An 18,577-nucleotide genomic window follows, 5' to 3' on the forward strand; every position below is an offset into this window, starting at 1 on the left:
TGCTTCACACAGCAATGGTGTGACGGATAAGTGAGCATCGCGCTTCGAGGTCGCCTATCGACGTAGCATGCGGTCGGGTACGTCGCGTCTTTCGGGCTCTTCAAGCGTTTGCGAGTGCAACCAGGAATACGAGCAAAGGGGAATCTACGCCCCGGCATGCACTTCATTTGGAAGACCGGCTATGACGCAAGCATTCTTCAACGAGATGTTCGAGCGCAGCGATCTCGAGGCGCGCGGGTTGCCGGCGGTGGCATTTCGCGGCGTGGGTGATCCACGCACGCATTACCGCGATTTCATGGCCTGGCTTTCCGCTCAAAGCGAGCAGCAGATCGATCTCAAACGCGCCGAAGCGGATCTCAACTTCAGGCGTGTCGGCATAACCTTCGCGGTCTACGGAACGAGCGATCTGCCCGGCATCATTCCGGAGCGCACGATTCCATTCGATGTCATTCCGCGCATCTTCCCCGCCGATGAATGGCGCGCGTTGGAGCGCGGCCTGCGGCAGCGCGTGAACGCGCTCAACCGCTTCATCCACGATATCTATCATCAGCAGGACATCATTCGCGCGGGCATCATTCCCGAGGCGCAGATACTCGGCAACGCTCAATATCGTCCCGAGATGCGTGGCGTCGATGTTGCGCGCGATATTTACGCGCACATCGCGGGCATCGATATCGTGCGAGCCGGGCAGGGTGAGTTTTATGTGCTCGAAGATAACTTGCGCGTGCCATCGGGCGTTTCGTACATGCTCGAGAACCGCAAGATGATGATGCGGCTATTTCCCGATCTATTCGCGCGCAATCGCGTGGCGCCGGTGGCGCACTATCCGGACTTGCTGCTCGATACCTTGCGCGCGGCCGCGCCCGCGGCAGTCGAAAATCCGACCATCGTCGTGATGACACCGGGGATGTATAACTCGGCTTATTTCGAGCACGCGTTTCTGGCGCAGCAGATGGGTGTCGAACTCGTCGAAGGGCAGGATCTCTTTGTCGAGAACGATTATCTGTATATGCGTACGACACAAGGGCCGCAGCGCGTCGACGTGATCTATCGCCGCATCGACGATGACTTTCTCGACCCGCTCGTGTTCCGGCCGGATTCCGCGCTCGGCGTGCCGGGTCTGATCGGTGCATACCGCGCGGGTAACGTCTCGTTATGCAACGCGGTGGGGACGGGCATCGCGGACGATAAATCGATCTATCCGTATGTGCCGGACATGGTGCGCTTTTATCTCGGCGAAGAGCCGATTCTCAACAATGTGCCGACGTGGATGTGCCGCAAGCCGGATGATCTGAAGTATGTGCTCGACCATCTTCCCGAACTCGTCGTAAAGGAGACGCATGGCGCGGGCGGTTACGGCATGCTGGTCGGCCCGGCTTCGACCGCGGCGCAGATTGCCGAGTTTCGTGCTGTGCTCGAAGCGCATCCGGAGAAGTACATCGCGCAGCCGACGCTCGCACTTTCCACCTGTCCGACATATGTGGAGACAGGAATCGCGCCGCGTCACATCGATCTGCGTCCGTTCGTGCTATCGGGCACTGAAGTGCGAATGGTGCCGGGAGGCCTGACGCGGGTTGCATTGCGGGAAGGTTCGCTCGTCGTGAATTCATCGCAAGGCGGTGGCACAAAAGATACGTGGGTACTCGAGCGCTGAGGTCAGTCATAAATAAAGCGCTGCGTCACCAAAGACAACGACAAACAACCGGGATCACCCATGCTGAGCCGTACCGCGGATCATCTCTTCTGGATGGCGCGCTATACCGAACGCGCCGAAAACACCGCCCGGATGCTCGATGCGAACTATCAGCTCTCGCTTTTGCCGCAGTCCGATGAGTATGCGGAACTGGGATGGCGCGCGATGTTGTCGATATCGGAATTGAGCGGAATTTATTCAGCCGCGCATCACGGCATGAAAAGCCGCGACGTGATCGACTTCATGGCGCGCGATCTGTCGAATCCTTCGTCCATCGTCAGTTGTTTGCGTGCTGCACGCGAAAATGCGCGGGCCGTGCGCAGTTCGACCAACAGCGAGTTATGGGAATCGCTCAACACGACGTGGCTCGACTGTCAGCGCATGCTTGCCGACGGCATTCTCGAGCGCGAACCCTATACGTTCTTCGAATGGGTGAAGTTCCGCTCGCATCTTTCGCGCGGCGTGCAGCTCGGCACGCTCGTAAAGGACGATGCGTTCTATTTCATGCGTCTCGGCACTTTCATCGAACGGGCGGACAATACAGCGCGCATTCTCGACGTCAAGTTTGAAATGATGGAACAGCGCGCGGATACTTCCGCACAGCCGTTCGATTATCACCATTGGGTGGCGGTGCTCGGTTCGGTATCGGGTTTTGAGGTGTATCGCCGCGTTTATCGCGATGTCATTACGCCCGAACGCGTGGCGGGGCTGCTGATTCTTTATGGCGACTGGCCGCGTTCCCTTGCAGCGAGCATCGCAGAAGTGGAGCAGTTGATCGGCCACGTGACGAAAGGGCGGGATACGGAAGCGGCGAGGCTCGCCGCGCAATTGAGTTCGGAACTGAAGAACGGGCGCATCGTCGACATCCTGAAAGGCGGATTGCACGCCTATCTCGTGGATTTCCTCGCGCGCGTGAACGATCTCGCAGGCCGTGTGAGCCGCGACTTTCTGTTGCCGATCGCGCCGGAACCGCCGATGCAATCGCAAACGCAGTCGCAGTCGCAAAGCAAAGGCTGAGCGCGTGCGTTCAGCGCTTGGCCGCCGCCGCGACGACACGATGCACGAAGCGGAGCTTGTCGATGACAGGCGGCGCGAGCGTGAACGGATAGCCGTCGGGCATGCCGAGGCTGCGATTCAGGCTATTCAGGACATAAGTGAGTGGAAACCAGCGTTTCATGAGGTTATCAAACGTGGTTTCGTCGACGGGCGTCTGATCGGTAAGCGTCGGCTCGTGCGGACTATCGGGCACGAGCACGAGGCCGCACGATACGGCGGTATCGAGCGTGTCGACGATATGCAGATAATGCGCCCAGGTCTCCGCCCAGTCTTCCCACGGATGCATCGTGGCGTAGGCACTGATGAAGTTGTCTTCCCATTGAGCGGGCGGACCTTCCTGGTAATGGCGGTCGAGTGCGGCGGCGTAGTCGGCTTGTTCGTCGCCGAATGCAGTGCGAAACGGTGCGATGCGAGCGGTGTCCGCGATCAGGCGATCAAAGAAGTAATGCCCGGATTCATGACGGAAATGACCGAGCAAGGTGCGATACGGCTCGTGAAGCGCAGAGCGCGTTTTCTCGCGATGAGCATCGTCAGCTTCAGCGATGTTGAGCGTGATGATGCCGTTGTTATGGCCCGTCATTACGCCATGGCCTTGCGCATCGGCTTCGAGAAACTGGAATTCGAGGCCGCGCTCGGGATCTTCCTGACGCGACTTCACGGGCAGGCCCAACTCGGAAAACGTGTACAGCAGGCGGCGCTTCGCGGCTTCGATGCGATACCAGTAGACGCGGTTTTCCGGATTCGAGAGGTTGGGAATGGTGCTCGTCAATTGGCACGAGCAGCACAGCGGGTCGGTCGGATCGACGTCGGGCGCAGGAACGACCCAGTTGCAGACATTTTCGACCACGTAGTTATGGCACGGCCGATAGAGGAGATCTTTGGCGAGCGGATGCAGGCTGCGCCAGCGACCGTCCCCGTTTTCTTCGAAGGCGCTGATCTGACTGATCTCGGGCACATAGCCGAGCCGCGCGCCGCAGTTTTCGCAATGCGTGTTCTCGAAGAACACGAGCTGGTTGCAGCGATTGCAGTGAAAGGTCTTCATCGTGTGGTCGGCGGAAGTGTTATTGCGCGAGGTTCGGTGTGCGCGCTATCGGCGAAGCAGTCGCAAACATCGTGCCGTAGTCAGACCGTTTTTTCCATGACAAGCAGAAAAACGCGTTGCAGCGCGGCTTGCGTGCGCGGCGTCAATTGAGCAAAGGAGTCCGGTGTGTCCATTCGTGTCGCGTTGAACCATGTCACGCACTATCGCTATGACCGGCTCGTCGGTCTTTCGCCGCAAGTCGTGCGCTTGCGGCCTGCGCCCCATTGCCGGACGCCGATCGTGTCGTATTCGATGCGTGTTGAGCCAGAGGATCATTTCATCAACTGGCAGCAGGACGCGTTCGCGAACTATCAGGCGCGACTGGTTTTCCCCGAGAAAACGCGCGAATTCAAGGTAACGGTCGATCTCGTTGCGGAAATGGCCGTCTATAACCCGTTCGACTTTTTTCTCGAACCGGCCGCCGAAAAGTTTCCATTCAGCTATGCGCCAGAATTGCTGCATGATCTCGCGCCTTACATGGTCAAGCGTGAGCCGACTCCGCGCTTTGCCGCATTTGTCGAAAGTATCGATCGCTCCCCGCGCGCGACGATCGATTTTCTCGTCGAATTGAATCAAAGGCTATCCCACGAGATTCGCTATCTGATCCGCATGGAGCCGGGCGTGCAGACGCCCGAGGAAACGCTTGAAAGCGCGGCGGGTTCGTGCCGGGATTCGGGCTGGCTGCTTGTGGAAACGCTGCGTCATCTCGGGCTGGCGGCGCGCTTCGTATCGGGCTATCTGTTGCAGCTCGCACCGGATACCAAATCGCTCGATGGCCCGAGCGGCACCGAAGTGGACTTCACCGACCTGCATGCGTGGTGCGAAGTGTTCCTGCCTGGAGCGGGCTGGATAGGCTTCGATCCTACTTCCGGCCTGCTCGCCGGCGAAGGACATATTCCGGTCGCGTGCACGCCGGAGCCGGACAGTGCGGCACCGGTCTCTGGCGCGATTGACAAATGCGAAGTCGAATTCGTTCATGCGATGTCGATCGAGCGCGTGCTCGAAACGCCGCGCGTGACGAAGCCTTATAGCGAGGAAGACTGGAACGCGGTGCTGCGTATGGGCGAGCAGGTGGATGCGCGATTGAATGCATCCGATGTGCGTCTCACCATGGGTGGCGAGCCGACTTATGTTTCGGTTCGCGATCGCGATGAACCGGAATGGAACACCGATGCGCTGGGCCCGACGAAGCGCGCCTACGCCGTTTCGCTGATGGACAAGCTGCGCGCGCAGTACGGCGCAAGCGGCTTCCTGCACATCGGACAGGGCAAGTGGTATCCGGGCGAGCAATTGCCGCGCTGGGCGCTGTCGCTTTTCTGGCGCGCGGATGGCGAACCGTGCTGGCACGATCCGTCGCTTTTTGCGGACGAGCGGCAGCCCGCGTCTTACACATCGGATGACGCCGCGCGCTTCATTCGTCATCTCTCTGGCAAGTTGTCTTTGGATTCAAAATACATTCAACCCGCCTACGAGGATACGTGGTACTACCTGTGGCGCGAACGCCGCTTGCCGGTGAACGTCGATCCTTTCGACTCGCGTCTGGACGACGAACTCGAGCGCGCCCGGCTGCGGCGCGTGTTCGATGCAGGACTTCCGTCGATTACGGGCTACGCGCTGCCGATTTCGCGCGAAGACGCCCCCACGATGCAGCCGGGCCGCTGGACCAGCGGTCCGTGGTTCTTCCGCGACGAGCGCATGTACCTGATTCCGGGCGATTCGCCGATGGGCTACCGCTTGCCGCTCGACTCGCTGCCGTGGGTTTCGGAAGGCGATTATCCGTGGCAACACGCGCACGATCCGTTCGCGCCGTCGACGCCATTGCGCACCGCGACTGAATTACGCATGCAATATGCGGATTTGGATAATGAATCGCGTATGCAAAATGCCGATGCGGTCGGAATGCGGAATGCGATGGCAACGGGTCCGTCGCGGGAGCGCGTCCCGCAACGCGGCGAGTCGGCTGGCTGGATCGCGCGGACCGCTGTGTGCGTGGAAGCGCGTGACCCCGCGCGCGCGGCCGGTCCGAAAGCGGAAGCCGACGCCCTCGAAAAGCTCGGCAACGGCAACAAGCTGATGCATGTCTTCATGCCGCCGCTCACCGAACTCGACGACTATCTCGATCTGCTTGCGGCCATCGAAGCCACGGCTTCCGATCTGAAGATTCCGGTCATTGTCGAAGGCTATCCGCCGCCGCGCGATGCGCGTCTCAAGATGCTCCAGGTGACGCCGGATCCGGGCGTGATCGAGGTGAACATTCATCCGGCTGCGAACTGGAACGATCTTGTCGAACACACGGAGTTCTTGTACAACGCGGCGCACGAGTCGTATTTAAGCCCCGAGAAATTCATGCTCGATGGCCGGCACACCGGCACCGGCGGCGGCAATCACTTCGTGCTTGGCGGTGCGACACCCGCCGACAGTCCATTCCTTCGTCGCCCCGATCTGCTTGCGAGCCTGATCGCGTACTGGCATAACCATCCATCGCTGTCGATGCTGTTTTCAGGGCTTTTTATCGGTCCGACGAGTCAGGCGCCGCGCGTCGACGAAGCACGCAACGATCAGGTCTATGAACTCGAGATCGCGTTCGCCGAACTGCAAAGACAACTCGATATGCTCGGCGGACGCGGCAATGCCACTGTGCCGCCGTGGCTTATCGACCGCATTTTGCGCAACATCCTGATCGACGTAACGGGCAACACGCACCGCGCGGAGTTTTGCATCGACAAGCTGTATTCGCCCGACGGACCCACTGGCCGGCTCGGCCTGCTCGAACTGCGCGGCTTCGAAATGCCGCCGCACGCGCGCATGAGTCTCGTGCAACAACTGTTGTTGCGCGCGCTCGTTGCACGATTTTGGAACGCGCCCTATACCGCGCGACTCACGCGCTGGGGCACCGAACTGCATGACCGGTTCATGCTCGGCACTTTCGTGCAAATGGATTTCGACGACGTGCTCAGCGAGTTGCGCGAAGCGGGCTTCGCATTCGAGCGAAGCTGGTTCGCGCCGCATTTCGAGTTCCGCTTCCCACTCGTCGGCGCATACGATACGAACGGCATCGCGCTCACGATCCGCAATGCACTCGAACCGTGGCACGTCATGGGCGAAGAGGGCGCGATCGGCGGCACGGTGCGTTTCGTCGATTCATCCGTCGAACGTCTCGAAGTGCGCGTGCTCGGCCTGAATGGCAATCGGCATGTCGTAACTGTCAATGGCGAGACGCTGCCGCTGCAACCTACAGGGCGCGTAAGCGAATACGTGGCCGGCGTGCGCTTTCGCGCGTGGTCGCAAGCCGCATCCCTGCATCCGACCATCGACGTACATGCGCCGCTTACCTTCGATATCGTCGATACATGGACCGGACGCGCGATCGGCGGATGTCAGTACCACGTCGCGCATCCGGGCGGACGCAACTATCAAACCTTCCCGGTCAACGCCTATGAAGCCGAAAGCCGCAGGCGCGCACGCTTCTTCGCGACAGGACACACGCCCGGTGCGATGCGTGTCGAAGCCCGCGAACGCAGCCTCGAATTCCCGTTCACGCTCGACCTGCGCTATCGTTGAAGTGCAATCATCATTCGAATAAAGAACAGAGACGACATTGGCCTATCAATCGACCTTGCCTTTCGACATCGCCTCGGCCCGCATCGATGCGCTCGCGCTGCTGCGCACGCTGCCCGCGCGCGAAGGGCATTGGGACGAATTGCGCGACGCGGCAGGCCAGTTGCGTGAGCCCTGGCGTCAGTTTTTCGAATTGCTCGGCGAGCAGGGCATCGAGCGGCTCGACGATGGCGTCGCCGCCGTCGCGCAGCAGGTGCGCGACAACGACATCACGTACAACGTGTATGCCGATAACGGCAAGCCGCGTGCGTGGTCGCTCGATCTCCTGCCGCTCATCATCGATGAAGAAGAGTGGGCGCTGATCGAGCGCGGCGTTGCGCAACGCGCGCGCTTGATGGAAGCGATCGTCGCGGATGTCTATGGTCCGCAGACATTGCTGCATCGCGGCCTGCTGCCGGGCGCGCTCGTCTTCGGGCATCCCGGCTACTTGCGCGCGGTGAAGGGTTTCATGCCGCCGTGCGGCCGCTTTCTGCAGATCGTCGCTGTCGATCTCGCGCGCGCGCCATCCGGCTCGTGGACGGTCATCGCGCATCGCACCGAAGTGCCTTCCGGTTTGGGTTATGCGCTCGAAAACAGATTGATCGTCTCGAGCCTCTTCGCCGATCCCTTTCGCGCGATGCATGTGAGCCGTCTCGCGGCGACCTATTCGCAACTCATCGCGACGATCGCGCAAGCGGCTCGCGCGACGATGCACGATGACGACGACGGCCGCAGCGATGCATCGAACGATGCGCCGCATATCGCGTTGCTGAGTCCCGGCCCATTCAGCGAGACTTACTTCGAGCATGTGTTTCTCGCGCGATATCTGGGCGTGACGCTCGTCGAAGGCAAGGACCTCACGGTGCGGCACGACAAGCTCTATCTGAAGACGCTTGCCGGCCTGTCGCGCGTGCACGCAGTGATACGGCGTCTTGACGATGCATTCTGCGATCCCGTCGAATTGCGCGCGGACTCCACCATCGGCGTGCCCGGCTTGCTGCAGGTCATGCGTGCGGGCAATGTGATGGTGTCGAACGTGCCGGGCGCGGGCTTCACGGAATCCCCCGCGCTCAACGCGTTTTTGCCGGGCATTGCGCAAGCCTTGCTGGATGAAACCCTGGAATTGCCGACGGTGCCGACATGGTGGTGCGGCGAAGAAGCCGCGCGGTCCGAAGTATTCGAGCGCCTCGATCACGCGCTCATCGCGCCGACATGGCCTGGCGCGCAGGCCGATCACGCACCGGGCATCGATGCGGGCGTGCAGGCGCTTTCGGCATGGCGCGAACGCATCGAACGCGCGCCGGATGTCTTCACGGTGCAGGAGAATCTGCCGTTCTCCACGGCGCCGCGCTTTCATGATGGCGCGCTCGGCTCGCGTCCATGTGTGCTGCGCGCCTATGCGATCGCCAACATCGACGGAAGCTGGAGCGTGATGCCAGGCGGCTTCACGCGGCTCGCGGCCGACAAGCGCGCGACCGTGTCCATGCAGTTCGGCGGCAGCAGCGTCGATACATGGGTGATGTCGAGCCAGCCCGGCAGCGCCGTGTCGTTGCAACCGACGCCGATGAAGCCGGGCGAGCTGCGCAAGCATCGGATCGTGTCGAGCCGAGCCGCGGAGAATCTTTTCTGGGCGGGTCGTTATGGCGAGCGCGCGGAAAACAACGTGCGCTTGTGCCGCCTTCTGCTCGGCATGCTCGATGGCAACGATGCTGAAGAACTCTTTCCGACGCTCACTGAACTCGCATCGCAATGCGGACTCATCCCATCGGGCGAAACGCTCGCGCGCAGCACGCCGCAAGCGTTCGAACGTGTGCTCGTCGCGGGCTTGCCGGAATCGAGCAAAGCGACGAGCATCGGCGACAATCTCGCGGATCAGGCGCGCGCATGTGGCGAAATTCGCGACCGGCTTTCGACGGACCACTGGCGCACGATCCTCGCATCGCGCAACGACTTTCGTGATGCGCTCGCGCGTCTCTCGCCGAGCGATAAGGCAGATGAAGGCACGGTTCGCATCGGCCGCGATTACGATCGCGTGATGCTTGCAGGTGCGCTCGAACATCTTGCGACGCAATTGTCCGCAATCAGCGGCGCGCAAGGCGATCGCATGACGCGTGATGAAGCATGGCGGCTGCTCTTCATCGGAAGACATATCGAACGCGTATCGACGATGGCTACGATCCTGCATGTCGTCGCCGAGCGGGGCACGCTCGCGTCGCCCGCGGGCTTCGATCTTCTCTTGCAACTCTTCGACAGCACGCTCACGTATCGCTCGCTTTATCCGGGAAGACTCGAAGTGCCGGCGTTGATCGATCTCATCGTCGTCGATCAAACCAATCCGCGCGGACTCTATGGGGTGTACTCGCGCTTGCGTACGAAGCTCGATGAGATCGCTGCCGCAGCCGGTGGCGCACGCCGCGCACAAGCGACACGTTTCGCTGATCTTCTCGTTCACGCCGATGCGTTGCCCGATCTCACCGCGCTTTGCGAAACGCGGGCCGATGGCCGTCACGATGCGCTGATCGCGGTATGCGACCGGCTCGTTGCGTCGGTCAGCGCGGCATCGAACGAAGTCAGCGCGCGCTACTTCAGTCACGCGAATACGCTTGCCGCACAGGTGTCGTCATGAGCCTTGGCCTGAACGATACCGTGCTCGCGGTCACGCATCGGACCACCTATCGATACTCGACGCCCGTCGAAATCGCGCAGCACCTGGCGACGATCCGTCCGCTGCATTGCCCCTGGCAGCAGGTTATCTCGCATACCGAGCGCATCGATCCGGTACCGTCTTATGTGCATAGCCGCGTCGATGCATTCGGCAATGACGTGTTGTACTTCTCGCTCGATGCGCCGCACGAACGGCTTTCGATGACGAGCGAAACCACGGTCCGGCTTACGCCGCGCTGGGATGCGCTCGATGCCGAAGCGACGCCGCCTTGGGAAGATGTCGCGGATCGCTTGCGCTACAGCGCGAGTGGTTCGTTCTATCCGGAAAGCGAATTCTGTTATGCGTCGCCCAATATCTCGCTCGATCATGCATTGCGCGCGTATGCGCAAGCGAGCTTCGATAAGGGCACGCCGCTCGTCGCGGGCGCCATCGATCTGATGCATCGCATTCATGCGGACTTCGACTACAAACCGTCTGCGACTGCGTTCGATACGCCCGCATCGCGTGCGTTCGAATTGCGTCATGGCGTGTGTCAGGACTTCTCGCAAGTGATGATCGGCTGCCTGCGTGCGCTTGGATTGCCTGCTCGTTATGTGAGCGGCTATCTGCGCAACGATCCGCCGCCGGGGCACCCGAGGTTGATCGGCGCCGATGCTTCGCATGCGTGGGTGTCGGTGCATTGTCCGCAAAGCGGATGGATCGACCTCGATCCGACCAATGATGTGCTCGCGGACCTCGACCATGTGACGCTCGCGACGGGGCGCGATTACAGCGATGTGTCGTTGCTGCGCGGGATGATTCTCGGCGGAGGCGCGCACCATGTGGATGTGGCGGTGAATGTGCTGGCGTTATAAGGTGCATGTCCATGCAAAGAAAGCACGCGATCCCATACTGCGTTAATGTTTAGGGCTTTCGTCGCCATGCGCAGGCTTTAGCGCATGCCTTTCGCTTTGCAAGGAGATTCGCACGATGGAATACGTGAAACTGGGCTCGACCGGTCTCGAGGTGTCGCGGCTCTGTCTTGGTTGCATGACCTACGGCGCGCCCGATCGTGGCACGCATCCCTGGACGCTCGATGAGGAAAAGAGCCGTCCGCTCATCAAGGAAGCATTGGACGCGGGCATCAATTTCTTCGACACGGCCAATACTTACTCGGACGGCACGTCGGAGGAAATCGTCGGACGTGCGCTGCGCGATTTCACGAAGCGCGACGACATCGTCATCGCGACGAAGGTATTCAACCGCATGCGCCCCGGTGCGAATGGCGCGGGGCTCTCGCGCAAGGCGATCTTCAACGAAATCGATAACAGCCTGAAGCGGCTCGGGACCGATTACGTCGATCTCTATCAGATTCATCGATGGGATTACACGACGCCGATTGAGGAAACGCTCGAAGCACTACATGATGTCGTGAAGGCGGGCAAGGCGCGTTATATCGGCGCATCGTCGATGTATGCGTGGCAGTTCAGCAAAGCGCTCTATACCTCTCGCGCGAACGGATGGACCGAGTTCAAAACGATGCAGAATCATTTGAATCTGCTGTATCGCGAGGAAGAGCGCGAGATGATGCCGCTTTGCAGGGATCAGGGCATCGGCGTGTTGCCCTGGAGTCCGCTTGCGCGCGGCCGTCTCACGCGCGAATGGGACGCGACGAGCGCGCGTCAGGAATCGGATACCTTCGGCAGCACGCTGTATCGCACCGACGATGCCGATCGCGCGGTCGTCGAAGCCGTGGCTGCAGTCGCGAAGGCGCGCGGGGTGCCGCGTGCGCAAGTGGCGCTCGCGTGGGTTGCGCAGAAGGCGCCAGTGAGCGCGCCGATCATCGGTGCATCGAAACCGGGACATGTGAGCGATGCGGTCGCGGCCTTATCGCTGAATCTCACGGCGGACGAGATCGCGCAACTCGAAGCACCGTATGTGCCGCATGCCGTGTCCGGTTTCAAATGACGCGAATCATAACTGCGATTCGATCGGCAAGATCCCGAGCATCCAGATCCCTGCGCGTTTGAGCGCAGACACGTCCGGCTCGCTATCGAGTTCGGTCGTGTTGCCGTTTGCGTCGGTGTCGATCCAAACCATGCGTTTGCCGCCGTTGCCGTCATCGTGCAATTCGACGCGCCACGCAATGTGATCGATGTTCGTGCCGATGCCGTCAGCCACATACTCGGCCGCATCCGCGCTTTCGCAATAGACGCCGATTTCCGTGTTCAACTCAACGGAACGCGGATCGAGATTCATCGAGCCGATGAAGATGCGCTTGCGATCAAACACATATGTCTTCGCATGGAGCGACGCCTTCGACGATCCGAATGTCGTTTTCTTCGCGGTCTTGTCGGCGTCGCTCGATGCAACGGGCTTCAGCTCATATAGCCTCACGCCGGCTTCGAGCATATCCTTTCGATAGCGCTGATAGCCCGCATGCACCGCGGCGACATCGGTGGCGGCGAGAGAATTCGTGAGCACGGTGACACGCACGCCACGCGATGTCATCGATTGCAGCCATCGCACGCCTTCCTTGCGCGGGACGAAGTATGGCGACACGATCAGCATTTCCCGCGCGGGTTCGAAATCCAACGCCTTGAATTGCGACATCAGATGGCCTTCGCTGTCGCCGGGCGCGCGCGTGATCTTTGCGGGATCGTCATACAGAAGCGTGGCCTTGCCCCACGAAAAAGCCGTGTCGTGCGCCTCGATAACTTTGGTGTAACGCTCGCGAACTTGCGCGACATAGGGCGAACTCTGTTCCGACAACAAATACGTGTCGAGCTTCTGGCGATAACCGGCGAGCGCGCCGGGGTCGGCGTGACGTCGCATCAGGTTATCGATCGGATAGGCTGCATCCGAGTTCCAGTACAGGTCGAATGCGCTCGATACGTCGCGCACGACGGGGCCATGCACGAGCACATCGAGATCGCCGAACGCGACCGTGCTCGACGCGCCGAAGTATTCGTCGCCGATATTCCGTCCGCCGAGAATCGCGGCCTGGTTATCGGCGATGAGCGCCTTGTTATGCATCCGCCGATTCACGCGAAAGAACTCGATCGCGGAGCCTAGCTTCTTGAACGTGCGATTCGATACGGGATTGAAAAGCCGCACCTGCACGTTCGGATGCGAAGCGAGCGCGAGCAGGAACTGATCGTCCGCATTGGTGCCGAGGTCGTCGAGCAGGAGGCGCACGCGCACGCCGCGATCGGCGGCGCGCATGATCGATGCGGCCATTTCGCGGCCAGTCAGATCGTCGTGCCAGATGTAGTACTGGAGGTCGAGCGTGCGCTCCGCGGCTTCACTCAGAATCACGCGCGCGATGAGCGCGTCCATGCCGTTCGCTAGCAAATGAAACGCATTGTCGCCGGGATGCGCCGCTTCGCTCGCTGCGAAGGTCGTGCCGAGGCGCGTGTTCGCGGTGTCGGCCAGTGCATGCGTTTGCACGCGTCCTGTCTGCGGCGGAAGGCTCGCGCATGCGCTCATCAACAGTGTCAAAGCAAAGGCGATCCAAGTGCGAAGTTTCATTGCGTGACCTCAATTACGGAGTCCGTACTATGCCATGTTCTTTTCCTTCCGCGAATTTTCGTTCAAACGCGCGCGCACGAAGCTGACATGCTCGCGCAGCACATAGAGTGCATCGGCGTAGGCGAGCGGCAGCTTGAGCGTATCGAGCGATTCCTCGATGTAATCGAGTTCGATGACGAGCGCCCGCCGTTCGTCTTCGCTGGTGACGCGCATCGCGCCGCGTTCCACCGCGATCAGCGCCCCGTAATAGCGATAGATGCGCGAGCGCACGCGCCAGCGATACAGCGCGGGCACGAGCCGCAGCGCAGGAAAGATGAGCACGGCGACCGGGAGCAACAGCACAAGGGCGCGGTCCGCGATATTCGCGAGCCAGAACGGCAGCGTGCGATAGAGGAAGCTCTTGCCCGAGCGGTAATAGCGGCTCGCGTCTTCGTTGATCGGATACTCATGCGCGACGGGACTCGGAAATTGCCCCGCGCGTTGCAGCAGACCGGCAGAGCCGTGCACTTCCTGCGCGGCTTCGATGAGCAAGTCCGATAGCGCCGGATGCAGGCTTGGCCGCGCGACGAGTTCGACCGTGGGGCTGATCAGATGCACGGTCTCCGGCGGGATGCGGCGGCCGAGATCGAGCACACCGGGCGGCAATTCGATATCGTCGAGATAGGGAAAAAGACGCGTATAGGCGCCCGATTCCTTGAAGTCCATCACCGAGATGCCGGGCACGCGCAAGAGGCGCAACATCAGGCCGCGCGTTGCGGAATCGCCGGAGAGAAACACTGCGTCGGCCTCGTTGCTGACGAGTTGCGTCGCGGCTTGCAGGCCGTCGCTCGGAAGAAGCTGCGTGTCGCCGCCAGGATAGATGCCGTTCGCTTCCAGCAGCTTGAGCGACAGCGTGCGCGTGCCGCTGCCTTCGCGGCCTATCGCGATGCGCTTGCCTTCCAGTTGCGAGAGGAGGGTGAGACCCTTGCCTCGATAGAACACGACAAGCGGCACATACGACACGCTGCCGAGCGACATCAGTTGCGATGCCTGTTCCTTCGTCGCGATCCCGCCTTGCACGAGCGCGAGGTCGACGTGCTGCTTCGGATCGAGCAAGCGTTCGAGATTTTGCACGGAGCCATCCGAAGGCAGCACCTTCAGCGTGATGCCGTTACGCGCGAGCAGTTTCGCGTATTCCTGCGAGATGACGTAGAACGAGCTGTCGGGTTGACCCGCGCTCATCGTGATGGTTTTGGGCGGCGCCGGATCGACGAGCCAGTAGACGAGCGCGACGACGATCGCAATGACCAGCAAGACAGGACCGGCCGTCCATGTGATGTCATGCAGGACGCCTTTCGCATGATCGCGAGGCAGATGCGGGCGTTTCATGCGATGCCTCGTCATGAGCGTGCGTTCGTGACTGCTTGCGTGACTGGAAAGACATCGAGCATGTCGTGCCTATGTCGGAAGCGGCGTTGCTTCGCAGTGTAACGCGCGGCGCGGTCAAAACGACAAGGCCGGCTCGCATGCGGCCGGCCTTCGCTTTCAATCGATCCTCGATCAAGCCCAGTGTGCGGGAATCCAGAACCTGCCGACCCAGTGGCCCGGAATCAGGACCGCGCGATGCGGGACCACGTAGACGGTCTTCGCGGGCGGCGCGACATACACCGTCCTGACTGGAGCCGGCGCGGGCGCGACGTACACGGTCTTGGCCGGTGGCGGAGCGACGACCACCGTCTTGGCGGGCGGCGGCGGAGGCGGCGTGACGACGACCGTCGACGAAGCCGGGGGCGGTGCGACCACCACGGTCGTCGCAGGCGGCGGGGGCGGCGGCACGATCACGGGCGCAGCGACGACGGTCGTTCCGGTGACGACCGGCGCCGTCGCGACCACCGTCGTGCTCGACGTCACCGTGCCGCCGCCGACTACCGTCGTGCTATGCGACCCGTTCGAGACCGTCGCGGTGCCCGACGTCGTGACCACGCCCGGCGCGACGCTCGTCGCGCTGCCTGAATGCGTGACGGTGCCGCCGTTGGCCGTGTTGACCGTGCCCGAGCGATTGCAGGTGTAGCCCGCGCAATTCGTCGATGCTGAGTGCGTCGACGTGTTGCCGTTCGGTCCCGTCACCGATCCCGATGACGAGTATTGGCCGGGCGCAGTACGCGTCACGGTATCGCTGCCGGTGGCGCTCTTGCCGTTCGGGCCGGTCGCGCTGCCGGTGTGCGAGCAACTGCCGCCCGCGCAGCTCGTGTCGCCCGCATGTTGCACCGAGCGGCCGTTCGGGCCGTATGCGGTGCCGGAGTTGGAGAACTGGCCCGGCGCGGTACGCGTAACGGTTCCGGAGTTGGTGCCGACGCGGCCCCATGGATTCTCGACGCCGCCCGCATGCGAGCAACTGCCGCCGCCGCACGAGCCGACGTGCGCGCCCTGATATTCGCCGCGACCGGTGTAGGCCGTGCCGCCACGCGCCCAGCCCGCGAAGGCGGAGCTGCTGCACAGCGTAAGCGCGGCGGCCGCCGCGACGACGAGCAACTTGCGCACGCGGCGCTTGCTTGAGGGCGCGTCGGAGGCGAACGCAACGTGGGCGTTTGAAGCGAAAGTCGATCTGTTTTTCACGGGATGTCCTTCTCGGTTCCTTAGGCCACGTTGCGTTTCGAGTGGCGACGGAAGTGACTATAGAGAAACGGTCTTGCGAAGTCCCGCGGTAACTTATTTCACGCCATGTCATGGCTGATGGCATCGTGCTATGCCTTATGGCACGGGCTTTTGCAGCATTTCCAATAACTTTGCGAAGTGCGCGCGCAACACGATTTCGCGCATTGCGTCACACTTGCTGCTGCCGTCCGGCTTAATCGTCATAACAATCGAAATCATCATGGCCACATCTACTCCGATCAAAGTCGCCGTTCTCGACGATTATCAGAACATCGCGCTCTCGATGGCCGACTGGTCGCCGCTCGAGGCTCGCGCTGAAATTACGGTGTTCAACGATCACATCGCGGAGCGCGGCGCGTTGCTCGAACGTCTGCGCCCCTTCGATGTTGTCTGCGCGATGCGCGAACGCACGCCGTTCTCGCGCGACATCATCGAGAGCCTGCCTAACCTTAAGCTGATTGCATCGACGGGCGCGGCGAATGCATCGATCGATCTCGATGCCGCATCCGAACGCGGCGTCGAAGTGCGGCATACGGGCTATACGTCCACACCGACGATCGAATTCACGTGGGCGCTCATTCTCTCGATGATGCGCAACATCCCCGCCGAGAATCGCTCGCTCAAGGAGGGCGGCTGGCAGATTGCGCTCGGCACCGAACTCGCGGGCAAGACACTCGGCTTGCTCGGTCTCGGTCGCGTAGGGTCGGCCGTCGGCGTGATCGGCCGCGCCTTTCGCATGAACGTGGTCGCGTGGAGCCAGAACCTCACACGTGAGCGCGCGGAAGAAAAGGGCGTGCAACTAGTGGACAAGGACACGCTCTTCAAGACCTCCGACGTGCTCTCGATTCATGTTCGCCTCAGCGAGCGCACGCATCATCTCGTCGGTGCGCGGGAATTTGCGCAGATGAAGCCGACGAGCCGCATCGTCAACACGTCGCGCGGACCGATCGTCGATAGCGCCGCGCTCGTCGATGCGTTGAAGTCGGGCAAGCTCGCGGGCGCGGCAATCGACGTCTACGATGAAGAGCCGCTCGCTGCGAACGACGTGCTGCGTTCACTGCCGAACGTGCTCGCGACGCCGCATATCGGCTATGTGGCGGAAGAGTTGTATCGCACGTTTTATGGCGATACGGTGCGCAATATCGTCGAATGGCTCGATGCGCGTCAGGGTTGAATCACGACGCGTCCGATTTGTCGGATGGCAGAAGCGAGAACAACGTTTCGATCGCGGCGCTCGCGCGGCGCTTGCCATCCGCGCGGCCCATCGCGAGATCGATGACCGCAAGCCCGACGACAAGCGCATGCACCATCGACACATGTTCTTTCGTGACGGCGAGACCCATTGCTTCGAGCATGCGCGTGATGCGTACCGCGACGCCTTCCGCGAGCTCGCGAAAGAGGCTGCGAATGGTTGGCTCTTCGTCGGCGGCTTGCGCGAGCGCCATCAATACGCGCGTGTTTTCGTGGCGCATCGCGACATTGGCGATCGATGCAGCTGTGATCTTGGGCGATGCTTCGCCCGCGAAGGCATCGACGGCGGCGAGCTGGCCATCGATGGCCGTACGCGCGACAGCTTCGATCAACGCGAGGCGCGTGGGGAAATAATAAGTCAGATGACTCTGGCGCAGACCCGCGCGTGCAGCGACGCGCGGTTGCGTGAAGCCCGAATAACCTTCTTCGCGCAGAGTGGCAAGGGCGGCTTCGAGTATGGTCTGTCGACGATCCTGCACAGGGCGCGATCCACGTTTGGTTGAATTACCAAACCTTAGCGCGGGCGATGCACGGCGTCAACCTTATGAATTGTCATACGACGGTGGTTGCGGATTATGCGCGGGGTTCGTGTCGAACTTGCGGATATCGGTGATCGCAGCGCTCGCGAGCGATCGAAGATCGGCTTCGAGCGCATCGGCGAGTGCCTTGTCATAGACTTCGTCGCCATTCACGTAGAGCGTGAACGCTTCGAGATATTTCGCTTTTTTAGCCGGGTTTTCGATGGTTTCGCGTGTCCACCGATAAAGCGGATAGTGCTCGATGCCATCCCTTTCGGCCTGCGCGACGTAATCCACGAAGGCGTCGTACTGGCATTTCAATTGAGCGTCGTGTTCGATCAGCAGCGCATTGATCGCCGCGAGCTTTTCGTTTGCCGGATCTCGACGCGCCAGCATCGCATACTCGGGCGCGAGACGGATTCGAACTTGATATTGCAAGGATTCGGTCATAACGCCCTTTTCATGTTGAAAGCTATTGATAACTTCGCGTGTGAATAATGCAGTTCATGCACTACACTTCCTCTCGCATCGCGAATCGAACAAGAGGAGAGTAACAGTGAGTCTTCGACATT

13 protein-coding genes are annotated in these 18,577 nt (G+C 61.2%); 7 read left to right on the forward strand and 6 right to left on the reverse strand.

Going from position 1 to position 18,577, the window contains the following annotated elements:
• The first annotated feature begins 181 nt into the window (after positions 1-181).
• The gene (locus QCE49_RS21090; RefSeq protein WP_008347805.1) at positions 182-1,654 is read left to right on the forward strand and encodes a circularly permuted type 2 ATP-grasp protein; all 1,473 of its coding nucleotides are present in this window, start codon (positions 182-184) and stop codon (positions 1,652-1,654) included.
• Positions 1,655-1,714: 60 nt separating this feature from the next.
• A complete protein-coding gene (locus tag QCE49_RS21095) occupies positions 1,715-2,710 on the forward strand; it encodes an alpha-E domain-containing protein (RefSeq protein WP_250436408.1) in 996 nt (331 codons plus the stop codon).
• 10 nt (positions 2,711-2,720) lie between these two features.
• Here the strand turns inward: QCE49_RS21095 and QCE49_RS21100 are convergent, their stop codons facing one another.
• Positions 2,721-3,791: a putative zinc-binding metallopeptidase gene (locus QCE49_RS21100; RefSeq protein WP_175980648.1), complete on the reverse strand. Its 1,071-nt coding sequence runs from the start codon at positions 3,789-3,791 to the stop codon at positions 2,721-2,723.
• Positions 3,792-3,956: 165 nt separating this feature from the next.
• Between QCE49_RS21100 and QCE49_RS21105 the strand changes: the two genes are divergently transcribed.
• The 4 genes from QCE49_RS21105 (at position 3,957) to QCE49_RS21120 (ending at position 12,039) form a co-directional block, all read left to right on the forward strand.
• Positions 3,957-7,391, forward strand: a complete 3,435-nt coding sequence (locus tag QCE49_RS21105; RefSeq protein WP_250457207.1) for a transglutaminase family protein — start codon at positions 3,957-3,959, stop codon at positions 7,389-7,391.
• A 37-nt stretch (positions 7,392-7,428) separates the two neighbouring features.
• Positions 7,429-10,053 carry a circularly permuted type 2 ATP-grasp protein gene (locus QCE49_RS21110; protein WP_175980652.1) on the forward strand — a complete coding sequence of 875 codons (2,625 nt, stop codon included), beginning with the start codon at positions 7,429-7,431 and terminating at the stop codon, positions 10,051-10,053.
• Positions 10,050-10,946 (forward strand): transglutaminase family protein, encoded by an 897-nt coding sequence (locus QCE49_RS21115; protein ID WP_008347810.1) that lies wholly within the window; start codon positions 10,050-10,052, stop codon positions 10,944-10,946. The genes QCE49_RS21110 and QCE49_RS21115 overlap by 4 nt, the downstream gene beginning before the upstream one ends.
• Before the next feature lie 115 nt (positions 10,947-11,061).
• Positions 11,062-12,039 (forward strand): aldo/keto reductase, encoded by a 978-nt coding sequence (locus tag QCE49_RS21120; RefSeq protein ID WP_250457208.1) that lies wholly within the window; start codon positions 11,062-11,064, stop codon positions 12,037-12,039.
• 6 nt (positions 12,040-12,045) lie between these two features.
• Here the strand turns inward: QCE49_RS21120 and QCE49_RS21125 are convergent, their stop codons facing one another.
• The 3 genes from QCE49_RS21125 to QCE49_RS21135 form a co-directional block, all read right to left on the reverse strand.
• Positions 12,046-13,602 (reverse strand): phospholipase D family protein, encoded by a 1,557-nt coding sequence (locus QCE49_RS21125; RefSeq protein ID WP_250457209.1) that lies wholly within the window; start codon positions 13,600-13,602, stop codon positions 12,046-12,048.
• Between the two features lie 27 nt (positions 13,603-13,629).
• A complete protein-coding gene (locus QCE49_RS21130) occupies positions 13,630-14,970 on the reverse strand; it encodes a TAXI family TRAP transporter solute-binding subunit (RefSeq protein ID WP_409017370.1) in 1,341 nt (446 codons plus the stop codon).
• A 171-nt stretch (positions 14,971-15,141) separates the two neighbouring features.
• Positions 15,142-16,122 (reverse strand): hypothetical protein, encoded by a 981-nt coding sequence (locus tag QCE49_RS21135; protein ID WP_309806408.1) that lies wholly within the window; start codon positions 16,120-16,122, stop codon positions 15,142-15,144.
• 334 nt (positions 16,123-16,456) lie between these two features.
• Here QCE49_RS21135 and QCE49_RS21140 point away from each other — a divergent pair, with 334 nt between their 5' ends.
• Positions 16,457-17,410, forward strand: a complete 954-nt coding sequence (locus QCE49_RS21140; RefSeq protein WP_175980662.1) for a D-2-hydroxyacid dehydrogenase family protein — start codon at positions 16,457-16,459, stop codon at positions 17,408-17,410.
• Between the two features lies 1 nt (position 17,411).
• Here QCE49_RS21140 and QCE49_RS21145 read toward each other — a convergent pair whose 3' ends face one another.
• The gene (locus tag QCE49_RS21145) at positions 17,412-17,966 is read right to left on the reverse strand and encodes a TetR family transcriptional regulator (RefSeq protein ID WP_250457215.1); all 555 of its coding nucleotides are present in this window, start codon (positions 17,964-17,966) and stop codon (positions 17,412-17,414) included.
• A 63-nt stretch (positions 17,967-18,029) separates the two neighbouring features.
• Positions 18,030-18,455, reverse strand: a complete 426-nt coding sequence (locus QCE49_RS21150) for a hypothetical protein (protein ID WP_008347819.1) — start codon at positions 18,453-18,455, stop codon at positions 18,030-18,032.
• Positions 18,456-18,577: the final 122 nt, after the last annotated feature.

Origin of the sequence: Caballeronia sp. LZ008, from assembly GCF_031451435.1 — a bacterium.
Taxonomy (GTDB): domain Bacteria; phylum Pseudomonadota; class Gammaproteobacteria; order Burkholderiales; family Burkholderiaceae; genus Caballeronia; species Caballeronia zhejiangensis.

Bases quoted from the DNA above. Each gene is read 5' to 3' on its own strand.
- QCE49_RS21120 (WP_250457208.1), top strand. From the start codon at position 11,062: ATGGAATACGTGAAACTGGGCTCGACCGGTCTCGAGGTGTCGCGGCTC.
- QCE49_RS21100 (WP_175980648.1), bottom strand. From the start codon at position 3,791: ATGAAGACCTTTCACTGCAATCGCTGCAACCAGCTCGTGTTCTTCGAG.
- QCE49_RS21130 (WP_409017370.1), bottom strand. From the start codon at position 14,970: ATGAAACGCCCGCATCTGCCTCGCGATCATGCGAAAGGCGTCCTGCAT.
- QCE49_RS21125 (WP_250457209.1), bottom strand. From the start codon at position 13,602: ATGAAACTTCGCACTTGGATCGCCTTTGCTTTGACACTGTTGATGAGC.
- QCE49_RS21090 (WP_008347805.1), top strand. From the start codon at position 182: ATGACGCAAGCATTCTTCAACGAGATGTTCGAGCGCAGCGATCTCGAG.
- QCE49_RS21115 (WP_008347810.1), top strand. From the start codon at position 10,050: ATGAGCCTTGGCCTGAACGATACCGTGCTCGCGGTCACGCATCGGACC.
- QCE49_RS21150 (WP_008347819.1), bottom strand. From the start codon at position 18,455: ATGACCGAATCCTTGCAATATCAAGTTCGAATCCGTCTCGCGCCCGAG.
- QCE49_RS21095 (WP_250436408.1), top strand. From the start codon at position 1,715: ATGCTGAGCCGTACCGCGGATCATCTCTTCTGGATGGCGCGCTATACC.
- QCE49_RS21140 (WP_175980662.1), top strand. From the start codon at position 16,457: ATGGCCACATCTACTCCGATCAAAGTCGCCGTTCTCGACGATTATCAG.